Origin of the sequence: Steroidobacter sp., from assembly GCF_016790065.1 — a bacterium.
Lineage (GTDB): Bacteria > Pseudomonadota > Gammaproteobacteria > Steroidobacterales > Steroidobacteraceae > Steroidobacter.
Genome location: NZ_JAEUPY010000124.1, coordinates 1 through 2,001 on the forward strand (window position 1 = coordinate 1; position 2,001 = coordinate 2,001).

Annotated in this window: 1 protein-coding gene; it reads left to right on the top strand. The window is 60.1% G+C overall.

The features are described from left to right. Nucleotides 1-1,800 (top strand): amidohydrolase family protein (locus JNL55_RS05365; protein ID WP_293850351.1); only part of this gene is annotated, 1,800 nt, incomplete at its 5' end. Nucleotides 1,801-2,001 lie beyond the last annotated feature (201 nt).

Here is a 2,001-nt window from a genome sequence, read left to right on the forward strand (position 1 = left end):
AACACTCCGGAACATCCGCAACTCAGAATCCCACTCGATCTGGTATGGATTCCGGCCAATGGCGGCACTGCGCGGCTCATCGCTGCTGCTCACGGGAGTCGTTATCCGCACTTCGCCAACGATGCTGAGCGAATCTACACCACCGATGGACACGCGCTTTATTCCATCCGCTACGACGGTAGCGATCAGCGCACACACCTGAAGCTCAGCGGCCGATTCGACGCTCGTAACAATAGCCAGCCGGTGGCGGAACAACTCATCGTGAGTCCGGATGGGCGGCAGGCTCTGGCGCTGATCAACAAGCAGGTGTGGCGCATAGCGTTGCCGCAAGCAGACCCGAACCTGTCGATCGATGTGCACGCTCGGAATCCGTCGGCGATACGGTTGACAGATGTCGGCGCCGATTATCTAGGTTGGTCGCAAGGCGGCAAGTTCATCACTTGGGCCGTCGGTTCGACGGTGTATCGCGTGGCCACTGAGCGCAGCGATAGCGTTGCCTCTCGAGCGATGGGAATGCGTGAGTCGGCGCCTGAGGTGGAATCATTCGCAGTGAACGTGCGTGTACCTCGCGCGATTCCCACTGGCACCGTGGTGCTCAGAGGCGCGAGTGTCATGCCGATGTCGGCGGAGTTGGGCGCAAGAGTGCTCGAGAACACGGATATCGTCATCGCCGGCAACCGCATCGTCGGTATCGGGACGAGGGGCAGCATCGAGGTTCCCAGCGGCGCGCGCATCATCGACCTGTCGGGTCAATTCGTGCTGCCCGGATTCATCGATACCCATGCGCACTGGGCGTTCCCGAGTCGCGAGCTGCAAACCCCGGACAACTGGAGTTTGCGCGCCAATCTAGCCTATGGCGTGACGGCCGGTCTGGATGTGCAGAGCAATCTCGGCGAGAACTTTGTCTATCAGGACATGGTGGACACCGGGCAGACGCTCGGGACGCGGGCCTTCATGGTCGGGCCGGGCGTGTTTGGCATCAATCGTTTCAAGACATTCGAAACAGACTTTCAGTCCTACCAGGAGACGCTGGCTTATCTTCGGCGTTACCAGCAGCACTATCGCGCGCACAATCTCAAAGCTTATCTGGTCGGCAATCGACAGCAGCGTCAGTGGATCGTGCTGGCGGCGCAGGAACTCGGCCTGATGCCCACGACCGAAGGCTTTGGCGATCCGCTGCTAGCTATCACGCATGCGCTCGACGGTATGCACGGCAACGAGCACGCGATGCTCGATTCCGCGCTCTATGCCGATATAATTCAGACGTTCGCGCGCACTCAGACGTCATACACGCCCACGCTCAACATCACTCACTATGGGCCGTCGGGATTCGAGTACTTCTTTTCGCGCGAGGATTTGCGGAACGATAGCAAGCTCGAACGTTTCTATCCGCGCGATCGACTGCGCGAGCTGACGGGCCGTCGGAGTGCTTGGGCGCACGCCGATGAGTTCAACTTTCGTGCGATGGCCGAGCAAGCCGCAAAGATGCAGCGCGCCGGCGGCTTGGTGGGCGTCGGCAGCCATGGCGAACTGCAAGGTCTGGGCTACCACTGGGAATTGCAGATGATGGAGATGGGCGGCATGCGACCCGCCGAGATTCTGCAGGCGGCGACACGGGATGGCGCACGCATCATCGGTGTCGAGCAGGACCTGGGGTCGCTGGAGGTCGGCAAGCTGGCTGACCTGGTCGTGTTGCGATCGAATCCGTTGCAAGCGATCGGCAATGCGAGAGCCATCGTCTATGTGATGCAGAACGGGGTGCTGTACGACGGCGACACGCTGGGGGTGGTAGCGCAGTAGACCTTCAGTACTAGCACGCGTGCAATCCGCACAGCACTTGATCTATTCTCCGCTCGCTGGGCTGCTCAAAAGAAATATTCCTACCCCATCGCTGCCAGGGAAGGTGTCATGAAACGCCGATTGCTGCTCGTCTTCACCGTGGTGTTGGCCGCATCCGGTTGCCAAACCAACTTGTTGTATGACGAAGCCCGCGACAACCAG